A 20,666-nucleotide genomic window follows, 5' to 3' on the forward strand; every position below is an offset into this window, starting at 1 on the left:
CGCTGTATCTAGAAGCTTCGACTTGCTCTGTCAAGCCTTTGTTTTCACGCCGGCCAAACTTTACTTCGTCTCATCTTCCGTTCCCTTGCCGCCGTCCCGCTTCTCAGCGGCCCCGGCGTCGTGGGAGCCGGGTTATAGGCGCCTCGGCCAAACCCAGCAAGCGCTTTTTTAACCGCGGCGCATTTTTTCTGAAACGCCAGCGTCACGATGAGCCATTGGTCACAGACAGGCCCATTCAGGATTTGAGAGAAATGTGCAATCTTGCCGTCCCGGTCATCCGATCGATCGTCACAATAAGTGGACGGCACTGTGCGTTGCAGAAAATCGCTCCTGATGGCGGCCCTCCTGTCCAGCCTTCTCGCGGCGTGCGCCAGCGATCCGTCATCCTCCTCCCGCGACACCAACATCGACGCTCATATAGCCGAGGCGTCGCGCCGCTTCGGCATGCCGGAGCAGTGGATTCGTGAGGTCATCCGCCAGGAGAGCGGCGGGCGCACCATGATGAACGGGCGTCCTATCACCAGCCATGCCGGCGCCATGGGTCTGATGCAGGTGATGCCGGTGACCTATTCGGAGATGCGCCGCAAGCACGGGCTGGGTCCCGACCCCTACCACCCGCGCGACAACATCCTCGCGGGTACCGCCTATCTCAGAGAGATGTACGACCTGTTCGGGTCGCCGGGCTTCCTCGGCGCCTACAATTGCGGGCCGGGCTGCTACGCCGATTACCTTGCCGGCAACCGCCGCCTGCCCGGCGAGACCCGGCGCTACATCGCTTCGGTGTCGCCGCGACTGGAAGGCGGAAGTGCCGGCGGCACGGTGGAGGTCGCCAGCCTGCCCGCCACGCCGCCCCCGCCGATCGCCGCCGCCCCGGCCCCGGCCCCGGTGACTCCGGTGCCGGCCCCGCCGGTCGCCCCCCTGCCCACGCCGGTCATCGCGGCCACGCCGCTGCCGGCCCGGGTCGCGTCGGCGGGCGGCTGGACCGTCCAGCTCGGCGCCTTCCGGTCGCCCGACGACAGCGCCCGCATCATCGACCGGGCGCGCCGGTCCATGCCGGGCACGCTGAGCCGCACGGAGCGGGTGGTGCAGACCGTGGACACGCAGAACGGACCGCTCTACCGCGCGCGGCTGACCGGCCTGACGCAGCAGGACGCGGCGCAGAGCTGCGCCGGCCTGACGGGGATGGGCATGGCCTGCTTTGTGGTGCCCCCGGGCGCGTAAGCGCCCGGCATCGTCATGATCGCGCGTAAGCGCCCGATATTATCATGATCGCGCGTGAGCGCCCGGGATGACTGGGACAGGATCAGATATCGAGCGGCAGGGAGTCGAGGTCCAGGCCCAGGCGGCGGACGATCTCCGCCGCCGTGTTCAGGTTGGTCTCGAACTTCCAGGTCTGCCCGTTGGGGCGGTATTCGTTGACGTTGGGGCGTCCGTTCGCGAAGCGGTAGGGCTGCACGCTGTACCAGCGGGCGTCGCTCATGCCGATCCCCTGCTCCGCGGCGTAGGATTCGGCCACTTGCGGCCACACGATGCCGCCGGGCCGGTTGGGCTGGTCGCTGTCGAGGAAAGCGACGATGCGGGCACCATTCAGTTCGAAGTCCACGCGCTGTTTCACACCACCGGCGGTGGAATTGTCGGGGGCGGACGCGGCCGAATTCTGCGGCACTGTTACCTTTTCCATGACCTATAGCTCCGATTTGTCTAACAGCGTATAGGCAGTGGCGCACGGGAACCAGAGGCAAAATGCTTTTGCGGCCCACGCCGGCTTGCAAAAGCGGTGGCCGGGTCCCGCGCAAGGTGCCGGGGCGGCGGCACCCTCGGCTTTCGTCATACCCTGCGATCGAAGAATTACCGCGGGCGGGACATCGTTGGGGATTCCCACGGACCGTGCGATGCGCTAGATTCGGTTTTGGTTTTGTTCGCAGCCACCATCCCTGGTCAGAATGGCCCGCCTCATCGACCGTCCCGCCGAACATCAAGACCGTCACTTCGTCCCCGGCCGACCCGCCCCGCGGTGCGAGCATTGCGGGCGTCCGCACGGCCATACGTTGCGCTGCCTGCCCGACGGACGGTGGTTGTCGCCCGACGGGATCTGGTTCGGCGACGACGGCGACCCGGCCCCTTGGCCGGACGTGGTCGAATATGCCGGAGTGAGGACGTCGCGGAGCATCGTCGGGCTGTACCGCCGCCGGACGGCAATCGAGACCTCTGCCGAGAAGGCCATGGAACGGCGGTGGCTGTGCCGGCGTTGTCATATGGTCACCGCGCGCGACGAGCATCGGCGCGTCACCCGGACCCGGTCCCTGATGCGCCTCGCGATCGGCGATCTGTTCGAGGGAACCTACACCATCTGAAGGGCTGCTCGGCCCTTTTGGGGAAAGAAAGCCAGACATTCCATGCAGCACGGACATTCGACGCGCCGCTGGGCCGACCCGCGGCGCAGCATGAGGGATTCCGCTGTGGGAGAGCCCCCTTCGCGCCCTGCGAGGCCGGTCGATCCGGTCGTGATGGCCCTGAACCTGCTGAACGGCCCCCGCACCCGGGCGGCGCTTCTGAAGGCCGTCGAGGAGCGGGTGAAGACGGACGCGGAGGAGCGCCGCCGCTTCGCCGCCGCCGCCGGACGGGTGCAGGGCGCCACGGGCGAGCAGGCGTTGACCCAGGCCGTCGGCAACTATCTGCGCGACCTGTCCCGCCTTCCCGAGGCCGGGCGCAGCGGTCCCTATCTGTGGCTGGCCGAGACGGTCGCCATCCTGTCCGGCGGCGGACGGCCCGGGCAGGCGGCCTCCGTCCTCCGCGACCCGCGGGCCGAGGCGGAAGCGCTGTTCCGCCCGCGCGACGCGGCGACGGCGTAGAGGCCATCCGGAAACGGGACCGCCCGATGCCGGGCGGTCCCTTCGCAAAGAGCCTTGTGATCAGGCTTATGATCAGGCGATGGTGCCATCGAACAGCGCGGGCTCGATGGCGCTCATCTTCGCCGTGTTCACCGCCCAGTCGTCGGTCATGATGCCGCCAGTGTCGCCCGAGCCGGGGCTCCAGGCCCAGTAGGTGAAGCTGACGCCCTGCTCGCCCGCCGCCAGATCGGACTTGCCGTCGCCGTTGTAGTCGCCGTCCATGTACTTGACGATGGCGTCCAGCCACTGCTTGTCCTGGCTGGATTCCAGCTTCGTGCCGAACTCGCCCACCAGGACCGGCGCGATGTCCTTCTGGACGATCCAGCCCCAGGCGTCGGTCCAGATGTCCGACATGTTGTTGGGATAGGCGGGATCGTTGAACCAGCCGAAGCCGGCCATGGACGGCGGGTAGTCGTGGACGGAATAGACCAGCTTGTTGTCGATGTTGAAGTCGATCGGGTCGGTCTTCACGCCGTCCAGGTTGCCGCCCCACCAGTAGGTGCCTTCGGAGGAGTTCTCCACACCTTCGACGATCAGCAGCCAATCCTTGTTCACGGACTGGATGGCGTTGCCGATGCGCTCCGCCGCGGCCTTCCAATCGGTGGCCTGGTTGCCGTCGCCCCAGGTGGCCTGCCCGTGCGGCTCGTTGTGCAGGTCGGCGGCGACGACCGACGGGTTGTCGGCGTAGCGCTGGGCCAGCATCTTCCAGTTCTCGATCATCTTCGATTCGGGGTACTGGCTGGTGTACCAGAGCCCGTTCTCGTTGGCCGAAGCCCCGTCGCCGGAGCGGTGGTGGTCGAGGATGATCTTCATGCCGGTCTGATCGGCGTATTCGATGATCTTGTCGAACACCTCGAGGCTGGTCTTGCCCTGAAGCTCCGGGTTCTTCGAGTAGTCGATGCCGGTGGGCATGCGGCCGTTGTCCAGCATGGCGTCCGACCAGGGCAGGCGGATGGTGTTGAACCCCTGGTCCTGCATCTGGTCCATGATGTTCCGGTAGCTGTCCTGCCACAGGCCCTGCGGGGCGAAGGCGTAACCCTCCGCGCCGAACCAGTTGACGCCGGTCAGCTTCACGTTGTTGCCGGCGCTGTCGACGATCTGGCTGCCCTCGGTGTGCAGGTAGCCGTTGCCGGTCGAGGGAGCCGTCACCGGGGCGGTCGGCGTGGCCGGAGCCGTGACCGGAGTCGGGGCGGAGCCGGCGGTGAACAGGCCCTTGTCGGCGTCGACCACCAGCGTGCCGTTCCACCACAGGTCGGCTTGGCCCTTGACGACGTCCTTGCCGTCGAGCGCGCCCTTGTCGTAGCTGACCGCCGAATCGGTGGGGGCGTATTCGTGGCCGTTGATGGTCACGCTGCCGACATGCAGGTTGCGGTCGACGCCGCCCAGGTTGGAATCGTTGTCGTACTGGACCTGGATCTTGTGCGCCTGATCGGCGGTCAGGTCGGTCTTGAAGGAGAAGTCCTTCGCATCGGCGCCCGCCGTGCCCTCGCCGATTTTCTTGCCGTCCGCCAGCACCGTGAAGTGCGCGTTCTGGCCCGCCGCGGCGGTGCCGCGGGCGTTGACCGTGATGGTCGAGGAGCCGGTGGCGGCGCTGTCGGCTTCCGGCGCGGCGGGGCTTCCGGAGGTCGCCGGATTGGAGGTGGACGCGCCGGAGGTGGCCGATTCGGACGAGGCGCCGTAGAGCGACGCCGGGGTGGAGAAGGTCAGCGCCCCGTTCCACCACAGACCCTCCTGCCCGGCCATGGTGCCGCCGGTGTCGTCGTGGCGCTCGTAGGCCGCGTCGGTCGGGTTCAGCGTCCGGCCGTTGACGACGATGGATGTGATGCCCAGGTCGCGGTTCGAGCCGGCGTTCACATCGTCGTTGTCATAGACAACCTGGATTTTGTGCGCCTGACCAGAGGAAACGTCAGCGTCGAATGTATAGGCTTTCGGCTCGGCCGAGCCCACCGACGCCTGACCAACATCCTTACCGTCAACCACCAGACGAAAGTGAGGATTCACAGAGTCCGAAGAGGTGCCATAGGCGTTCACGACGATTTTGGACTTGGTCAAACCAGTGGAGGTCGTCGCCATTTGTCTATTCCATTGCGGTTTCGATGGCTGGACCCTGGCCTTCAGATCATTAACGAGATATGAACAATTCCTTTAAAATGAATTAACCATTCGTGGCAAATAGAGGCGGTTCGCGTCGGGCTTTGCCTGACACCGCGGCGCAACAGCAGGCGGAAGCTGGGTTTGCGGCGCTTCACGCGGCACCCCCTCCGCCGGTGCCGTTCGACGGCCCGGCCCACGCTGGTCACAGGAGCGTCGGGCGGCCCGGTGCGGATTTACGCCCTTCCGAAGCGTCAACCCGCGGGCGATGCCCGGCGTGCTACACTGTGCGCCATGATGGAGGTGGGGCGGTGACGGGCATGAGGATGGTGGCGGCCCTGGCGACTTTGGCGGCGGCTTTGACGGCGGGACTCCCCGGCGCTCCGGCGCAGGCGTCTCCGGCCCCGCCCGTGGGCGAGAACGTGTCGCTCGTGACCACCAACGGAGCGGCCACCTTCAAGCTGTGCCGCAACTGGGTGTTCACCCACACCTGCCGCGAATATGGGAACGTCGCGGTACCCGCGCGGATCGCGCCGGGCGACTCCTTTGAGATCACCTTCGGCAGCAACCCAAAGACCATATGGTTTCGGGTCAAGTCCGTCCTGCTTCAGGACGGGCGCTGCCTGCTGATCCCCCGGCACGAGGATATGCCCGCCAATGGGGAGGACGAACCGGTGGACATGCTGATCGTGGACCCGTGCCGCGTCCTGCGGTGAAGGCGCCCCTTGGAACGAGGGCGCCATCCGCAGAACGGCGCCATCAGCGCAGCGGGATGTTCATCTGGACGCTGAGCCCCGGTGCGGGCGCGTAGTAGACCGGCGGGGGCGGCGGCGCGTAGACCACGCGCGGGGCCGGGGCGTAGTAGGCGGGCGGCGGGCGGCGCATCACCACCACCGGCGGGGGCGGTTCATAGATCACCACGGGGCCGTGGCCATGGTGGTGATGCTTGTGCTTGTGCTTGCGCCAATGCTTGTGATCGTCGGCCATGGCCGGAGCGGCCAGGGCGACCGTCAGCACCAGTCCTCCCAGCGCCACGCCCCACCCACGCTTGCCAGAGCCATCCTTCGAGTGGACGGACATTCCCTGCATCCTTTGTCTGCGATCGGTTGACCCGATCCTAACAGCAGATCGTGCGCCCAAGCTCCGGCTCCAACCATCCGGGCTGGGACAAATTTCGGGCACCCCCTATTCCCCGAACGGGGTGCCTCCGGACGGCGATGGCGGATGGAAAATCGAACGAACGTCAGAGGTTGCCGCCTTTCGATTTGGTGTTCGCAGGCGCCGGAACTGTGTCACACTGACGCATGGTGAATGGCATCGGGAGCGTCCGTATGGAAAGCCGCCGCAACCAGCCGCAACGTCACATCGTTCTCGCCTCGCATCCGACGGGCGGCGCCAAGCCCCGCTACACCCCGGTCCATTGGGGCGCCCCCACCGCCGCGGAGCGCGGGCCGGTCGTCGCCTCGCTCTCCGACCCGGCGCAGCGCAATTCCATCGGCGCCCACGCCGGCAGCTACGCGGTTTATCGGGCGCTCGCCGTCGCGGCGGGGCAGCTCAGCGCCTATCATGTGCCGGACCTGACCAACACCGCCCCGGCGGAGCCCATCGGCCCGCATCCGCAATGGGACGATCCGGAGAAGATCGTCTCCATCGACCCCTACGGGCACATGGTCAGCGAGGCGTTCGGCGAGCATCTGGAGCGCGGCGTGGACGTGCGACCGACCATCGCCGTCACCAAGGCCCGCATCAAGATGCCGGAACTGGTGGACGCCATGCAGGCTGGGCGGCTGGCGGCGGATGGCCAGATCCTGCTGCCCAGCGGCGACGCCCGCGTGACCAAGGTCGCCATTGAGCCGGTGTGGTTCCTGCCCGGCATCGCCAAGCGCTTCGGCATCACCGAGAGCGCGCTGCGCCGCGGCCTGTTCGAGCACACCGGCAGCATGTTCCCGGAGTTGGTGACCCGCCCCGACCTGAAGGTCTTCCTGCCGCCGATCAACGGGCTGACCGTCTATATCCTGGGCGACATCGCGGCGCTGACCGATCCGGCGCGCAAGGTCGCCTGCCGGGTGCATGACGAGTGCAACGGGTCGGACGTCTTCGGCTCCGACATCTGCACCTGCCGTCCCTACCTGACGCACGGCGTCGAGGAGTGCATCCGCACCGCGCAGGAAAACGGCGTCGGACTCATCATCTACAACCGCAAGGAGGGGCGGGCGCTGGGCGAGGTGACCAAGTTCCTGGTCTACAACGCGCGCAAGCGCCAGCCCGGCGGCGACCGGGCGGAGGCCTATTTCGAGCGGACGGAATGCGTGGCCGGCGTTCAGGACATGCGCTTCCAGGAACTGATGCCCGACGTCTTCCATTGGCTGGGGGTCACCCGCATCGACCGCATGGTGTCGATGAGCAACATGAAGTCCGACGCCATCCGCCGCGCCGGAATCGAGATCGTGGAGCAGATCCCGATCCCCGACGAGCTGATCCCCGACGACGCCAAGGTGGAGATGGACGCCAAGAAGGCCGCCGGCTACTTCACCCCCGCCGTTCCGACGGCGGAGGAACTGACCGTCGCCAAGGGCCGGGGGCTGACCGATTGAGCGCCGCCACCGACGACGATGCGGGATGGCTGCTGTCCGCCGACGCGGTGCGGCAGCGCGCCCACGCCATACTGGCGAAGGCCGAACGCGGCGACCTCGTGCATTTCGAGCTTCGCCCGGAGCGGCTTGGCGACGCCGCCGCCCTGGTCGCCGCGGTGACGCGGGAGACCTACCCGGACCTGGACGTCCCCTACCACAGCCGCTGGCGGCACTTCGTGGTGGAGGGGGTGGACCGCTGGAAGGCGCTGGCCGCCGGGCTGGGCTCCGCCGACGCGGACGAGACCGCCCGCATCCGCTTCGACCTCGCGGTGACCAGCGTCCTGCTGGACGCGGGGGCCGGTGACCGCTGGCGCTACCGGGACTCGGGCGGCGTCGAACTGGCCCGCTCCGAAGGATTGGCCATCGCCAGCTTCGACCTGTTCCGCTCCGGCGGCTTCGCCGACGATCCGGTCCATGCCCCTCTCCACGCCGACGCGGCCACCCTCTCCGCCATGAGGGGGGAAACGCTCGCCAGCGGCTTCCAGGCCGGGCCGGACAACCCGCTGGTCGGGCTGGAGGGGCGCGCGGCGCTGCTGCGCCGTCTGGGGACCGCGCTGACCGCCGCGCCCGAGCTGTTCGGCGCGCCGGGGCGGGTCGGCAACCTCTACGACGCGCTGAAGGCACAGGCCGTGGGCGGCACGCTTCCGGCCTCGACGATCCTCGACGCGGTGTTGCGCGGGCTGGGGCCGATCTGGCCGGGCCGGATCGAGCGCGGCGGCGTCAATCTGGGCGACACCTGGACCCATTCGGCGGTCGGCCTCGTCCCCTTCCACAAGCTGTCGCAGTGGCTCAGCTATTCGCTGGTCGAACCGCTGGAGGCGGCGGGCATCGCCGTCACCGGGCTGGACCGGCTGACCGGCCTGCCCGAATACCGCAACGGCGGGCTGCTGGTGGACTGCGGCGTTTTGGTGCCGAAGCATCCCCGCATCCTTGCCGACGAGCTGGAGGTCGGGGACGAGGCGGTGGTGGAGTGGCGCGCCCTGACCGTCGCCCTGCTCGACCGGCTGGCCGACGAGGTGCGCGCCCGGCTGGGCGTGCCCGCGGAGAGCTTCCCGCTCGCCAAGGTTCTCCAGGGCGGGACCTGGACCGCCGGGCGCCGGATCGCCCGCGAGCGCCGCCCCGGCGGCGGCCCGCCGATCCGCATCCGCAGCGACGGAACCGTGTTCTGATGTGACGCCAACCACCCGAAGGGTCGCCCATGCCCATCCCGACGCTGCCCATCCCGACGTTGACGGTCATCGACCATCCTCTGGTCCAGCACAAGCTGACCCTTCTGCGGCGGCGGGAGACTCCCACCGCTCGGTTCCACGAGGTGATGCGGGAGGTGTCGCAGCTCATGGGCTACGAGTTGACGCGCGACCTTCCCCTGGAAAGCCGCCCGGTGGAAACGCCGCTGGCCAGCTTCGACGCGCCGCTTCTGACCGGCAAGAAGCTGTGCCTCGTCTCCATCCTGCGGGCCGGGCAAGGGTTGCTGGACGGCATGCGCACGCTGCTGCCGTCGGCCCGCATCGGGCACATCGGCCTCTACCGCGACCAGGAGACGCTGACCCCCGTCGAGTATTTCTTCAAGGTGCCGGAGGACATCGAGGAACGGTCGGTCATCCTGGTCGATCCGATGCTCGCCACCGGCCACACGGCCACCGCGGCGGTGCACCGGCTGAAGGACGCGGGTGCGGCGGCCATCAAGCTGGCGGTCCTGGTGGCCGCCCCGGAAGGGCTTCGCAATTTCCACGACGCGCACCCCGACGTGCCGGTCTACGCCGCCGCGGTGGACGAACGGCTGGACGGGAACGGCTACATCCTGCCCGGCCTGGGCGACGCGGGCGACCGGCTTTACGGCACCCGCTGAGAATCGTTGCCCCTCTTTTGGTCACATGCCACCCTGCCGCCCTGCGAAATCCGCAGCAGGGCTGACTCGCACGCAATGGCATTGCCGTTGCAAAGCCTCTGCTGCATTTCAGAGCTGAAACAGCAAAGCAGACGGAGGGGGTTGCAAAATGGGGAACCTGTTGGGCGTGGCGCGGCGCGCCGTCCTGTGCGGTGCGGCGGCGGCGGCCGTCGCGGCGATGGCTCTGCCCGCCTGGGCGCAGTCGAAGGTCAAGGTCGCCGGCATCTACACCGTGCCGATCGAGCAGCAGTGGGTCAGCCGCATCCACACCGCCCTGAAGGCCGCCGAGGCGCGCGGCGACATCGAGTATGTCTGGGCCGAGTCGGTCGCCAACACCGACTATGAGCGCGTGATGCGCCAGTACGCCGAGGGCGGCCAGCAGTTGGTCTTCGGCGAAGTCTTCGGCGTCGAGCGCGCCGCCCGCGCCGTCGCGAAGGACTATCCCAAGACCGCCTTCGTCATGGGCTCCAGCTTCAAGCCGCAGGAGCCGAACTTCTCGGTCTTCGACAACTACATCCAGGAGCCGGCCTATCTGACCGGCATGATCGCGGGCGCGGTGTCCAAGTCGAACGTCATCGGCATGGTCGGCGGCTACCCGATCCCGGAGGTGAACCGCCTGATGAACGCCTTCATGGAGGGCGCCAAGGAGGTGAACCCGAACGTGAAGTTCATGGTCAGCTTCATCGGCTCCTGGTTCGACCCGCCGAAGGCCAAGGAAGCCGCCTTCGCCATGATCGACCGCGGCGCCGACGTGATGTACGCCGAGCGCTTCGGCGTGTCCGACGCCGCCAAGGAGCGCAAGGTCCTGGCCATCGGCAACGTCATCAACACCCAGCCACAGTATCCGGAGACCGTGGTCGCCAGCGCGCTGTGGCACATGGAGCCGTCGGTTGACCGCGCCATCGCCGCCGTGAAGGCGGGCACCTACAAGGCCGAGGATTACGGCCCCTACAGCCAGATGGTTCACAAGGGCTCCAGCCTCGCCCCGCTCGGCACCTTCGAGGGCAAGGTTCCCGCCGACGTGATGGCCAAGGTCAAGGCCCGCGAGCAGGAAATCCTCGACGGCAAGTTCACCGTGAAGGTGAACGACAACGAGCCGAAGTCCACGATGTGACCTCCTAACTCCTTCTCCCCTCCGGGGAGAAGGTCGGGATGAGGGGGCGGCCGCAGGCCGGACACGCAAGCTCATTGCCGCGCGTGGACGCCCTGACGGGCGCCCCCTCACCCTAACCCTCTCCCCAGAGGGGAGAGGGGATTTTGTTGCGTTCTCTGTTGCCTCCCGGCACCCCGCGGACATCCATGACATCACCCCCCATCGTCCTCCGCCTCTCCGGCATCACGAAGCGGTTCGGGCCGCTCGTCGCCAACGATTCCATCTCGCTGACGCTCCACAAGGGCGAGGTGCTGGCCCTGCTGGGCGAGAACGGCGCCGGCAAGACGACCCTGATGAACATCCTGTTCGGCCATTACGTGGCCGACGAAGGAACCATCGAGGCGTTCGGCCAGCCGCTCCCCCCCGGCTCCCCCCGTGCGGCGCTGGCCGCCGGGATCGGCATGGTCCACCAGCATTTCACCCTGGCCGACAACCTGTCGGTGCTCGACAACATCGCCGTGGGCACGGAGCCGCTGTGGCGCCCGCGCTCCGACCGCGCCGCCGCCAAGGCGAAGCTGCTCGACCTCGCCCGCCGCTTCGGGCTGGAGGTGCGGCCCGACGCGCCGGTCGGCGACCTGTCGGTGGGCGAGCGGCAGCGGGTGGAAATCCTGAAGGCGCTCTACCGCGACGCCCGCGTCCTGATCCTGGACGAGCCGACCGCGGTGCTGACCCCGCAGGAATCCGCCAGCCTGTTCGACACGCTGCGCCGCCTGACCGCCGACGGTCTGGCCGTGGTCTTCATCAGCCACAAGATGAACGAGGTCTTCGCGGCCAGCGACACCGTCGCCGTTCTGCGCGGCGGGCGCCTCGTCGCCACCCGCAGGACCGCCGAGACCGACCGGGAGGAGCTGGCCGAGCTGATGGTCGGCCGTGCCCTGAAGCCGCCCACCCCGACCCCGCTGGAGCCGGGCGAGCCGGTGCTGACGCTGTCCGGCGTCACCGTCGCCTCCGGCCACGGGCGTCCGCTGCTCGACGGCGTGGACCTGACCGTGCGCCGCCGCCAGATCGTCGGCATCGCGGGCGTGTCGGGCAACGGGCAGACCGCGCTGGCCGAGCTGGTCAGCGGCCTGATCCACCCCGATTCCGGCACCGTCGCGCTGAAGGGCGAGCCCGCCGGAAACGCCGGTCCGGCGGAGATGGTCCGGCGCGGCGTCGCCCGCATTCCGGAGGACCGGCACGCCGCCGGCCTCGTCGGCGCCATGGCGGTGTGGGAGAACCTGATCGCGGAGCGCTACCACGACCCCGCCTTCCAGCGCTTCGGCCTGATCCGCCGGGGCGCGGCCCGCGCCTACGCCGAGGAGGTGATCGCGGCGTTCGACGTGCGCTGCCCGGGTCCGGACGCCCGCACGCAGCTCCTGTCCGGCGGCAACATGCAGAAGCTGATCCTGGGCCGCACGCTGGCCCACGGGCCGGACCTGATCCTGGCGAGCCAGCCGACCCGCGGCCTGGACGTCGGCGCGGTGTCCTACGTCCATGGCCGCCTTCTGGAGGCCCGCTCCGCCGGGGCCGGGGTGCTGCTGATCTCCGAGGATCTGGACGAGATCCTGGCGCTGGCCGACGGCATCACCGTCGCCTATCACGGGCGCCTCACCCCCGTTCTGCCCCACGACCGCGTGTCGGTCCGCCAGCTCGGCCTGCTGATGGCCGGGCATTGGGAGATTTTGCCGGAGATTGTCGATGCGGCTTGAACCGCGAGAGCATACCCCGCTGGCCGCCCGCCTGCTGGCGCCGGTGGCGGCGGTGGCGGCGGCGCTGGCGCTCTGCGCGCTGCTGGTCGCCTGGACCGGCGCGCCGGTGCTGCGCGCCTACGGCCTGCTGCTGGAGGGGGCCGCCGGCTCCCGCTTCGCCCTGACCGAGACGCTGACCCGCGCCACCCCGCTGATCCTCACCGGCCTCGCCGCCGCCGTGGCCTTCCGCGCCAAGCTGTGGAACATCGGGGCGGAGGGGCAGCTCTACATGGGCGCGCTGGCCGCCGTGGTGCTTGGCGGCGGCATGCTGGACCTGCCCGCCTGGCTGCTGCTTCCCACGGTGATGATCGCCGGGGCCGCCGCCGGGGGTGCCACTCTGCTCGGCCCCGCCGTGCTGAAGGTGCGCTTCGGCGTGGACGAGGTGGTGACCACGCTGCTGCTGAACTTCATCGTCCTGCTGCTCGTCTCCATGCTGCTGGAAGGCGCGCTGAAGGACCCCATGGGCATGGGCTGGCCGCAGTCCGCTCCGGTCGTCGAGGCGGCGGAACTGCCCAAGCTGGTGGAGCGCACGCGGCTGCACACCGGCCTGCTGATCGCGCTGGGCCTGTCGGCCCTGCTCTGGCTGATCGACACCCGGACCATCTGGGGTTACGAGAACCGGGCGGTCGGCGCCAACCCGCGCGCCGCGGCCTTCGCCGGCATGCCGGTGACCCGCGTCATGCTGCGCACCGCCCTGCTGTCCGGCGGGCTGGCCGGGCTGGCCGGGGTGATCGAGGTCTGCGGGCTGAAAGGCTACCTGACGCTCGACCTGTCGCCGGGCTTCGGCTACAGCGGCATCGTCGTCGCCATGCTGGCGCAGCTACACCCGGTGGGCGTGGTCGGGGCGGCGGTCTTCATCGCCGGCATCTTCGTCGGCGCCGACGCCATGAGCCGCGCCATGCCGGTTCCCAACTACATCGCCGACGTGCTCGTCGCCACCAGCCTGCTGTGCATGCTGGTCGCCGGGCTGCTGACGCGCTACCGGCTGCGGCGGGGGTGAGCGCCATGGAGCTGTTTCAAACGATCCTCGACATCCTGGTCTCCGCCGCCTTTTGGACGGCGGTGCTGCGCATCGCCACCCCCTACATCCTGGGCACGCTGGGCGAGCTTCTGTGCGAGCGGGCGGGCGTGCTGAACCTCGGCATCGAGGGCATCATGACGATGGGCGCCATGGCCGGCTGGATGGCCGTCTACCAGGGGGCCGACCTGTGGACCGGCGTGCTGGTGGCGGCACTCTGCGGCGGGCTGATGGGGCTGCTGCACGCCACCCTGACGGTGCCGCTTGGCCTGTCGCAGCATGTGGCGGGCATCGGCGTCACGCTGCTCGGCACCAGCCTGTCCTACTTCGTCTACCGCCTCGTCCTGCCGCAGGCGAGCACCCCGCCGACCGTCGAGCCGTTCCAGCCGCTGGACCTGCCCGGCGCACTGGCCCAGACGCCCATGACCTACATGGCGCTGATCCTCGTCGCCGTGGTCGCCTATGTGCTCTACCGCACGCCGGTCGGGCTGGCGGTGCGGATGGTCGGCGAGAATCCGGCGGCGGCGGAGGCCCAGGGCCTCAGCGTCACCGCGGTCCGCGTCGGCGCGGTGGTGGCGGGAAGCGCGCTGATGGCGCTGGCCGGGGCCTTCCTCACCCTGTCGGCCTTCAACGCCTTCTTCTTCAACATGGTCAACGGGCGCGGCTGGATCTGCATCGCTCTGGTTGTCTTCGCCTCCTGGCGGCCCGGCAAGGCGCTGCTCGGCGCGCTGCTGTTCGCCGCCTTCGACGCGCTGCAATTGCGGCTTCAGCAGGTGGCGGGGGGCGTCCTGCCCTACCAGCTTTTCCTGATGATGCCCTATCTGTTGAGCATCCTGGCGCTGGTGCTGGTGGCGCGCCGCGCCTCCTACCCGCGGGCGCTGATGATCCCGTACCGCAAAGGAGAACGCTGATGTTCGATCTGATCCTTCGCCGCGCCACGCTGCCCGATGGCCGCACCGGCATGGACATCGGCGTCCGCGAGGGCCGCATCGCCGCCGTGGAGAAGGACCTGCCCGGCCCCGCCGGGGAGGAGATCGACGCCACGGGCCGGCTGGTCACGCCGCCCTTCGTCGATTCGCACTTCCACATGGACTCCACGCTCAGCTACGGCCTGCCGCGGGTCAACCGCTCCGGCACGCTGCTGGAGGGCATCGCGCTGTGGGGGGAGCTGAAGCCGCAGCTCGTCCAGGACGCCATCGTCGAGCGGGCGCTGGCCTATTGCGACTGGGCGGTGGCGCGCGGCCTGCTGGCGATCCGCAGCCATGTGGACGTCTGCGACCCGCGCCTGCTGGCCGTGGAATCGCTGCTGGAGGTCAAGCGGCGCGTCGCCCCCTACCTCGACCTGCAACTGGTCGCCTTCCCGCAAGACGGCGTCCTGCGCTCCCCCGGCGCGGTGGAGTTGCTTCGCCGTGCGCTTGACATGGGCGTGGACGTGGTCGGCGGCATCCCGCATTTCGAGCGGACGATGGCCGATGGCGCCGCCTCCGTGAAGCTGCTCTGCGAGATCGCGGCGGAGCGCGGGCTGCTGGTGGACATGCATTGCGACGAGTCCGACGACCCGCTGTCCCGCCATGTCGAGACGCTGGCCTATGAGACGCAGCGGCTGGGGATGCAGGGCCGGGTGACCGGCTCGCACCTCACCTCCATGCATTCCATGGACAACTACTACGTCTCCAAGCTGATCCCGCTGATGGTCGAGGCCAAGCTCGGCGTCATCGCCAACCCGCTGATCAACATCACGCTCCAGGGCCGCCACGACAGCTATCCCAAGCGCCGCGGCATGACCCGCGTGCCGGAGCTGATGGGCGCCGGCCTGACCGTGGCGCTGGGCCACGACTGCGTGATGGACCCCTGGTACCCGCTCGGCTCCGGCGACATGCTGGAGGTCGCGCATATGGGCCTGCATGTCGGGCAGATGACCGGCTATGACGGGATGCTCGCCTGCTTCCGCGCGGTGACGGAGGCCCCGGCCAAGCTGCTGCACCTCGACGGCTACGGGCTGGAGGTGGGCTGCCACGCCGATCTGGTGGTGCTCCAGGCCGCCGACCCGGTGGAGGCCATCCGCACCCGCGCCACCCGCCTGTTCGTCCTGCGCCGCGGCGCCGTCGTCAGCCGCTGCGCCCCGGTGGAGGCGCAGCTCTCCCTGCCGGGCCGCCCGGCGGCGGTGTCCTTTACCCTTCCCACGGCGCGGGCGCGGGATTGACCCGCAACCGCTCACCCCGTGCGCGCCGAGCGTTCCAGGGAGCGGATGTGGGACAGGCCCGGCAGGATTTCGGAGCGGATGAATTCCAGCCGGCGGACCGGACCTCCGCCGCTGGAGAAGCGGGACTTCCACAAGGCCATCTTCACCGCCAGCCCGCACAGCACCCCGCCGATGGTGACGTGGTGGTTGGTGATGAGGTCGCGGATGCTGCGGAAGCTCTGGGCGTTGATGTTGCGCCAGAAGTCCTTGGACCGGTTGTCGAAGCTCTCGAACCGCCCGGTGATGGAGGCGGCGATCTCCGTCAGGTCGCGGCCCACCTCGTCCAGCATCCGGACGTGGCGGGCGTCGCGGCGGACCTCGCTGAAGCCGCGCACCGCGTCCATCCAGGCCAGGAAGGCCTGCACGTCGGGCACGATCTCGTCCAGGCACTGCTTGAAGTAGGCCAGCGACAGGAAGATGTCGCCGTACTCCTCCAGGAAGGTGGGGATGTCGGACATGGCGATGTCCAGCCGGTCGGCCATCATGGTCAGCCGGCGGCGCACCTCCGCCAGATCGGGTTCGGAGAACAGGCGGATCAGATCCTCGACATTCTGCACCTGCACGTCGTCGCTGCCATAGACGCTTTCGATCAGCGGGCGGGTGAAGACGCGCATGTAACGGGTGAGCTGTTCCTTCCGGCGCTGGGACAGGCGGAGCGCCGCGTGCTCGTCCACCGCGATCTTCAGGCGGCGCAGCTCGATGCGCAGGGAATAGACGTCGAAGCTGGCGGCCTGGGCGATCTGCCCGATCATCAGCAGGTCGCGGTCCAGCGCGGGCGAGCGGTTGCCGAAATGCAGCGGCAACTGGCTGGGCATCACCTGCCCGCTGCCGGCGTGGACGTCGTTGAACAGCTCCACCACCGTCTGGAGCCGGACGTTCTTGATCAGCCGCGCCCGCCGCAGGGCCGGCGTCTCCAACGGCAGGATCGCCATCGGCAGGACGTGAAGGGAATCGCGGGCCGTGTCCTCGTCCCGGTCGTCCGGGCCGGGCAGCAGGGCCACGACGTGCGGCCAGGCGCCCGGCGGCCTGGCCTGTCGGCTCGGCTGCACAGCCTTCTCCCGAAGTTCCGCGGCATCCCGCTCAGAAGCGCGGGAAGTTCAGCAGCGACATGGTGATGGACGGGTCGATGGCGATGATCGAGGAGCGTCCGCGGCTGTTGATCGGCCCGATGTAGGGCAGGTTGGCCGACGCCCCGGCGGGCGCGCCGTTCTTGAGGTCGTACATGGCCGAGAAGCGGTCCAGGAACTTGCCCAGCTTGGCGGGGTCCTTGAAATCGGCGATGTCGAAGCGCTTCTTCAGCTTGTCCACCAGCCGGTCCAGGTCGCCCAGGGCCGCCTGCTCCGGGATGTCCAGCGCGGTGAAGACCACCTTCTGGAGCGCGCGGTCGGCCATCACCTGATACCAGTTGTTGATCCGCGGCGCCTTGCGGTCGAAGTAGAGCGCCAGCCGGACGGCGGGGGTGCTCTCCTCCGCCTTCACCTCCAGCGACACGTCGACGTAGCGGTCCACGATGGCCTTGACGATCGCCGGTTCCTTCAGCGGGGCGCCGCCCGTCTCCTTGAAGGACAGGACGGTCGCCATCTCCTTGAACTTGGAGTCGTTCATGCGGTTGGCGAGCGCGCCCTGGTCGGTCACGCCCTCGTCCAGCACCTTGCGGATCAGGGCGCGCGCGAAAGTCTGGCTTTCCAGGTCGAAGGCCACCATGACGAAGCGGTAGAGCTTGTCGTCCTTCAGAAGCTCCTCGGCGCTGGTGATCCTGCCGATGTTGGCCTCGAAGTAGGCGATGTTCCGCTTAACGTCGGGGCGCGACCGGATCATCGCATCATAGCGGTCCGGATTGCGGGCGATCTGGCGGAAGTCCTGGAGCGTGCTCATGCCTTCACCTCCGGGGCCTTCGGGCGCCCGCTCTCCTCCGCCGCGTCCTCCGCCGGGTCGGTGTAGGCGGGCGGGATGCGCAGGATCACCTCGCCGGTGTGGGTGTCCAGCACCTCGGTGGACAGGCGGCCCGTGCCGGGGTCGAGGTTGACGCGGTAGGGCGGGATGGGATCAAGCGGGATGGGATCGGGCCGGCTGCGGTTGTCGGGTTCCGCCGGTGCCCTGGATTCCTCCACCACCTCGGTGGGTTTGGCGGCTTCGGCCTGGGCGGCGCGCAGCCGGTCGGCCTGACGCTGGCGGGCTTCGGCGATCAGGTCGGCGCTGGCGGTGCCGCGCTCGCCGTTGACGCCGGACACGCCGCCGGTCAGTCCCTGGATGGGGGCGGGCATGGCGGTCACGCCTCCGCGCGGATTTCGGACGTGTAGTTTTCGGGCGCGCGCTCGTCCCGCGGCGGGCGGCGGGCGTTCAGCAGGCCGTCCTCATAGGCCATCACGGGCCGCAGGCAGGCCAGCGCCTTGTAATAGTCCCGGTCGCTGACATTGCGCATCGCCTGCATGATGCGGTCCTGCATCTCCGGATGGATGAAGGCGGTGTAGAGCTTCGCCATCATGCCGGCGACGACGCTGCCGTACTGCTCCGCGGCCTGGGGGTCCAGAAGCATGCTCTGGATCACGAAATAGGCGCGGCGGACCGGCGTGTCGGCCTCGTCCTCCTGCATGATGTCGCTGCCGCGGATGATCTGGGCGAAGTTGCTGACGGTCAGGGTGTAGCGGCGGTTCTCGTTCTGCACGACGCAGCCGTTGATGACCACCCGCTCGCAGGGCTTGAGGCGGAGCTTAAGCGCCATAGGACGCCTCCATCGCGGCGGGGGTCTCCATGCGGGCGGTGCCCTGCAGGCCGCGCATGACCGACCGGTTGACGTCGATCAGCATTCCCGCGTCGGCCTCGCCGCGCAGCACCTGCGTGGTGTGCCGGGCCACCGCGAAGGACAGCGAGACCAGCCCGGCGCGCAGCGCCTCGGGCAGCGCGTTGCCGTCCTCCAGCAGATCGGCGCGCAGCGTGTTCCAGAGTTCCAGGTTGCGCCACAGCGCGTCCTTCAGCGCCGCCGACCGCCAGCCGGCTTCGCGGTTGGCCTCCAGATCCAGGGTGATGCGGAGGAAGACCAGATATTCGATGCGGCGCGGGTCTTCGCACTCGGCCATCGTCTGCTGGTAGGCGGCGATGCTCATGGTCGCACCTTATGCAACGCGCACGGGGGCGCCGGATGGGGCTGGGGCTTGAAAGGACGGGAAAGGGTGGCCGGCGCCCCTTCGGGAGAGGGACGCCGGCCGGGACCGGGTTAGCGGAACAGCGAGAGGATGTTCTGCGGACCCTGGTTGGCGATCGACAGCGCCTGGGTGGCGAGCTGCTGCTGGACCTGGAGGGCCTGCAGGCGGCTCGATTCCTCGTTCATGTCGGCGTCCACCAGGGCGCCGATGCCCTTGTTCATCGAGTCGGTCAGCTTCGACACGAAGTCGTTCTGCACCGACACGCGGTTCTCGATGGAGCCGATCACCGAGGCCTTGCCGATGGCCTTGTCGAGCAGGCTGTTGATGACTTCGAGCGACTTGGTCGCGTTGGAAGTTACGTCGATCTGCGTCAGGTCGGCCAGACCGCCGAAGGCGTCGCTTTCCTTCGAACCGACCCACAGGCTGTCCACCTTGGCGGTGAAGTTGCCGTCGGCGTTCCCGTCCTGATCGGTGAACTCCAGCTTGTCGCCGTTGAAGGCCACCTGGAAGTCACCGCCGGCCGTGGTCAGGGCCGCGTTGACGGCGGTCTCGATCAGGCCCTGGGTGGTCGCCTTGTCGGTGGTGTAGACGACGCCCGACAGGTCCACCGTCACGGCGGTCTTCACGCCCGCCTCGTCGGTGACGTTCAGGGTCAGGTTGCCCAGGCCCAGGTTCTGGCCGTCGATGAAGGTCTGGTCCGGGTCGCCCAGCGCGATGCCGACACTGGCCTTCAGGTCGTTGGTGGAGTCCACCTGCTGTTCGATCGTGGCCTTGCCGACGATCGAGGTGACCTGCATGTCCTGGCGCTGGAAGCTGATGTAGCTCGGATCGACCGTGCCGGCGTTGCGGCTCAGCGAGGCCAGGATGTCGACGTTCTGGTCCTTGGCGGTGCCGTCGTTGGAGTAGGTGACGCGCAGCAGGTTGTCGCCGTTGAAGGACGCGTCGGCGGCGGCGCCCTTCACCAGCTTGACGAGCTGGTCGATGTCGTTCTGGATCAGCGACTTGTCGACGCCGTTGGTCTGGCCGGCGATGACGCGGGCCTTCAGCGTCTGAAGGTTCTCGACGATGTTCTTGGAGGCCACCGACGCGGTGTTGGTCGTGCCCGAACCCAGCTCCAGCGATTCCTTCACCGCCTTGAAGCCGGCGACGTCGGCGCGCATGGTGGTCGCGATCGACCAGTAGGCGGCGTTGTCCTTGGCGTTGTTGACCTTCAGACCGGTCGAGATGCGATCCTGCGTGGTCGCCAGATCGTCGGTCACGCGGCGCAGCGTCTGCAGCGCGGTCATCGCCGAGGTGTTGGTCATGATCGAGGCCATGTTTATCTCCATTCGCGAGATGCAGAGCGCCTTTCTGACGCTGGGGCCGGGCTGCGCGGGCCTTCCCACTTGGTTCTATGGGCGCGCAACCGACCATTCGACTGTGACCGACCCCGTTTAAACCGGAGTAAAAAACAGCGCCGCTTTCCGTGACGGCCAAATCCTTCTTCAAAGGACGGGGTGTTTTTAAAAGTAATCGCGCATTTTACAAAAATGCGCCGACCGCATACGGCGGCCCGGCCGCCGGGCCCCGAAGGGCCGCGGTCATGGTTCTTTCAAACGGTCCGATGGGAAATGTCGAAGGGCCGCGTCACTCGGCGGCGACGAGGCAGCCGGAATGCAGGCCGGCGGCGGCGTAGGGAATGGCCGGGAAACGCCGGGACGCGGCGGAAACGGTGGCGGGAACGGGGGCGGCCTCCTCATGCTCTGGCGGGGCTTCGAACTTGTAGCCGCGTCCGTAGACGGTCTCGATGTAGCGGGCGCCGCCGGTGGCCTCGGCGATCTTCTTGCGGAGCTTGCAGATGTAGACGTCGATGACCTTGTCGAGCGGGTCGGCGCCGGACA

Annotated in this window: 23 protein-coding genes; 12 read left to right on the top strand and 11 right to left on the bottom strand. The window is 68.5% G+C overall.

Translation table 11 applies throughout. The features are described 5' to 3' along the window. Positions 1 to 333 precede the first annotated feature (333 nt). Positions 334 to 1,221: a lytic transglycosylase domain-containing protein gene (locus tag DS843_RS29960; RefSeq protein ID WP_286192404.1), complete on the top strand. Its 888-nt coding sequence runs from the start codon at positions 334 to 336 to the stop codon at positions 1,219 to 1,221. A gap of 82 nt (positions 1,222 to 1,303) precedes the next feature. Here the strand turns inward: DS843_RS29960 and DS843_RS29965 are convergent, their stop codons facing one another. Continuing rightward, the gene (locus DS843_RS29965; protein WP_149472470.1) at positions 1,304 to 1,681 is read right to left on the bottom strand and encodes a hypothetical protein; all 378 of its coding nucleotides are present in this window, start codon (positions 1,679 to 1,681) and stop codon (positions 1,304 to 1,306) included. Between the two features lie 394 nt (positions 1,682 to 2,075). On the opposite strand from DS843_RS29965, the gene DS843_RS29970 reads away from it, so the two are divergent. Together DS843_RS29970 and DS843_RS29975 are read left to right on the top strand one after the other, a co-directional pair. Then, complete coding sequence (locus tag DS843_RS29970; protein WP_286192405.1) at positions 2,076 to 2,354, top strand: hypothetical protein; 279 nt, start codon at positions 2,076 to 2,078, stop codon at positions 2,352 to 2,354. A 150-nt stretch (positions 2,355 to 2,504) separates the two neighbouring features. Then, positions 2,505 to 2,852: a hypothetical protein gene (locus tag DS843_RS29975; RefSeq protein WP_286192406.1), complete on the top strand. Its 348-nt coding sequence runs from the start codon at positions 2,505 to 2,507 to the stop codon at positions 2,850 to 2,852. A 72-nt stretch (positions 2,853 to 2,924) separates the two neighbouring features. On the opposite strand, the gene DS843_RS29980 is transcribed toward DS843_RS29975, so the two are convergent. Beyond that, on the bottom strand, positions 2,925 to 4,964 hold the full coding sequence (locus DS843_RS29980; RefSeq protein WP_149472473.1) for a cellulase family glycosylhydrolase: 2,040 nt from the start codon (positions 4,962 to 4,964) through the stop codon (positions 2,925 to 2,927). Between the two features lie 41 nt (positions 4,965 to 5,005). Further along, positions 5,006 to 5,140 carry a hypothetical protein gene (locus DS843_RS31990; protein ID WP_286192407.1) on the bottom strand — a complete coding sequence of 45 codons (135 nt, stop codon included), beginning with the start codon at positions 5,138 to 5,140 and terminating at the stop codon, positions 5,006 to 5,008. 153 nt (positions 5,141 to 5,293) lie between these two features. Here DS843_RS31990 and DS843_RS29985 point away from each other — a divergent pair, with 153 nt between their 5' ends. Then, a complete protein-coding gene (locus DS843_RS29985; RefSeq protein ID WP_475849465.1) occupies positions 5,294 to 5,698 on the top strand; it encodes a hypothetical protein in 405 nt (134 codons plus the stop codon). A 43-nt stretch (positions 5,699 to 5,741) separates the two neighbouring features. On the opposite strand, the gene DS843_RS29990 is transcribed toward DS843_RS29985, so the two are convergent. After that, positions 5,742 to 6,062 carry a hypothetical protein gene (locus DS843_RS29990; RefSeq protein ID WP_149472474.1) on the bottom strand — a complete coding sequence of 107 codons (321 nt, stop codon included), beginning with the start codon at positions 6,060 to 6,062 and terminating at the stop codon, positions 5,742 to 5,744. A 251-nt stretch (positions 6,063 to 6,313) separates the two neighbouring features. Here DS843_RS29990 and DS843_RS29995 point away from each other — a divergent pair, with 251 nt between their 5' ends. The 8 genes from DS843_RS29995 (at position 6,314) to DS843_RS30030 (ending at position 15,604) form a co-directional block, all read left to right on the top strand. Next, positions 6,314 to 7,576, top strand: coding sequence for a GTP cyclohydrolase II (locus DS843_RS29995; protein ID WP_149472475.1), 1,263 nt, complete (start codon positions 6,314 to 6,316; stop codon positions 7,574 to 7,576). Beyond that, positions 7,573 to 8,784 carry a URC4/urg3 family protein gene (locus DS843_RS30000; RefSeq protein WP_208852364.1) on the top strand — a complete coding sequence of 404 codons (1,212 nt, stop codon included), beginning with the start codon at positions 7,573 to 7,575 and terminating at the stop codon, positions 8,782 to 8,784. The genes DS843_RS29995 and DS843_RS30000 overlap by 4 nt, the downstream gene beginning before the upstream one ends. A 29-nt stretch (positions 8,785 to 8,813) precedes the next feature. Then, positions 8,814 to 9,464, top strand: a complete 651-nt coding sequence (gene upp / locus DS843_RS30005; RefSeq protein ID WP_149472476.1) for a uracil phosphoribosyltransferase — start codon at positions 8,814 to 8,816, stop codon at positions 9,462 to 9,464. 148 nt (positions 9,465 to 9,612) lie between these two features. Further along, a complete protein-coding gene (locus DS843_RS30010; protein ID WP_149472477.1) occupies positions 9,613 to 10,617 on the top strand; it encodes a BMP family protein in 1,005 nt (334 codons plus the stop codon). A gap of 185 nt (positions 10,618 to 10,802) precedes the next feature. Next, positions 10,803 to 12,344 carry an ABC transporter ATP-binding protein gene (locus DS843_RS30015; protein ID WP_149472478.1) on the top strand — a complete coding sequence of 514 codons (1,542 nt, stop codon included), beginning with the start codon at positions 10,803 to 10,805 and terminating at the stop codon, positions 12,342 to 12,344. Then, positions 12,334 to 13,383: an ABC transporter permease gene (locus DS843_RS30020; RefSeq protein ID WP_149472479.1), complete on the top strand. Its 1,050-nt coding sequence runs from the start codon at positions 12,334 to 12,336 to the stop codon at positions 13,381 to 13,383. Before DS843_RS30015 ends, DS843_RS30020 begins: the two co-directional genes overlap by 11 nt. A 5-nt stretch (positions 13,384 to 13,388) precedes the next feature. Continuing rightward, positions 13,389 to 14,312 carry an ABC transporter permease gene (locus DS843_RS30025; protein WP_109469380.1) on the top strand — a complete coding sequence of 308 codons (924 nt, stop codon included), beginning with the start codon at positions 13,389 to 13,391 and terminating at the stop codon, positions 14,310 to 14,312. Next, positions 14,312 to 15,604 (top strand): amidohydrolase family protein, encoded by a 1,293-nt coding sequence (locus DS843_RS30030; RefSeq protein WP_149472480.1) that lies wholly within the window; start codon positions 14,312 to 14,314, stop codon positions 15,602 to 15,604. Before DS843_RS30025 ends, DS843_RS30030 begins: the two co-directional genes overlap by 1 nt. 11 nt (positions 15,605 to 15,615) lie before the next feature. Here DS843_RS30030 and DS843_RS30035 read toward each other — a convergent pair whose 3' ends face one another. From DS843_RS30035 to DS843_RS30065, 7 genes are all read right to left on the bottom strand, one after another. After that, positions 15,616 to 16,692 carry a hypothetical protein gene (locus DS843_RS30035; RefSeq protein WP_353618399.1) on the bottom strand — a complete coding sequence of 359 codons (1,077 nt, stop codon included), beginning with the start codon at positions 16,690 to 16,692 and terminating at the stop codon, positions 15,616 to 15,618. 31 nt (positions 16,693 to 16,723) lie between these two features. Beyond that, a complete protein-coding gene (locus DS843_RS30040; RefSeq protein ID WP_149472481.1) occupies positions 16,724 to 17,518 on the bottom strand; it encodes a DUF1217 domain-containing protein in 795 nt (264 codons plus the stop codon). Next, positions 17,515 to 17,907, bottom strand: coding sequence for a FlaG family protein (locus tag DS843_RS30045; RefSeq protein WP_149472482.1), 393 nt, complete (start codon positions 17,905 to 17,907; stop codon positions 17,515 to 17,517). Before DS843_RS30045 ends, DS843_RS30040 begins: the two co-directional genes overlap by 4 nt. 5 nt (positions 17,908 to 17,912) lie before the next feature. Beyond that, positions 17,913 to 18,365 (bottom strand): flagellar biosynthesis repressor FlbT, encoded by a 453-nt coding sequence (locus tag DS843_RS30050; RefSeq protein ID WP_149472483.1) that lies wholly within the window; start codon positions 18,363 to 18,365, stop codon positions 17,913 to 17,915. Further along, a complete protein-coding gene (flaF, locus tag DS843_RS30055) occupies positions 18,355 to 18,747 on the bottom strand; it encodes a flagellar biosynthesis regulator FlaF (protein WP_149472484.1) in 393 nt (130 codons plus the stop codon). The genes DS843_RS30050 and flaF overlap by 11 nt, the downstream gene beginning before the upstream one ends. 110 nt (positions 18,748 to 18,857) lie before the next feature. Further along, on the bottom strand, positions 18,858 to 20,102 hold the full coding sequence (locus tag DS843_RS30060; RefSeq protein ID WP_149472485.1) for a flagellin N-terminal helical domain-containing protein: 1,245 nt from the start codon (positions 20,100 to 20,102) through the stop codon (positions 18,858 to 18,860). 310 nt (positions 20,103 to 20,412) lie between these two features. Then, a partial coding sequence (locus tag DS843_RS30065; RefSeq protein ID WP_149472486.1) for a winged helix-turn-helix domain-containing protein occupies positions 20,413 to 20,666 on the bottom strand: 254 nt, incomplete at its 5' end.

The sequence above is a fragment of the Roseomonas genomospecies 6 genome (assembly GCF_008365375.1).
Lineage (GTDB): Bacteria > Pseudomonadota > Alphaproteobacteria > Azospirillales > Azospirillaceae > Azospirillum.